At 74.8% G+C, this 389-nt stretch carries 1 pseudogene; it reads left to right on the top strand.

Going from position 1 to position 389, the window contains the following annotated elements:
• A pseudogene (locus AB0442_RS29505) lies at positions 1-389 on the top strand (hypothetical protein); the annotation flags it as partial.

The following is a 389-nucleotide window of genomic DNA, read 5'->3' as shown; positions in this document are numbered from 1 at the left end:
GTGCACCGACCTCGACGGCACCCCCATCGCCGTCACCGGCAGCAGGGACGGCACGGTGCGTATCTGGGACCTGCGCACCGGCCAGCCCCTCGGCCGCCCCCTCACCGGCCACACCGACACGGTTTCCGCGCTGGCGTGCACCGACCTCGACGGCACCCCCGTCGCCGTCACCCGCAGCGGGGACCACGCGGTGCGCGTCTGGGACCTGCGCACCGGCCAGCCCCTCGGCGAACCCCTCACCGGCCACACCGACACCGTGCTCGCGGTCGCATGCACCGATGTCGACGGCACCCCCGTCGCCGTCACCAGCAGCTTGGACGGCACGGTGCGCGTGTGGGACCTGCACACCGGCCAGCCCCTCGGCCACCCCCTCACCGGCCACACCGACA

The sequence above is a fragment of the Kitasatospora sp. NPDC085895 genome (assembly GCF_040702125.1).
GTDB lineage: Bacteria > Actinomycetota > Actinomycetes > Streptomycetales > Streptomycetaceae > Kitasatospora > Kitasatospora arboriphila.
Note: the sequence above shows the minus strand (reverse complement) of the source record. Positions and strands in the feature narration are given on the sequence as shown.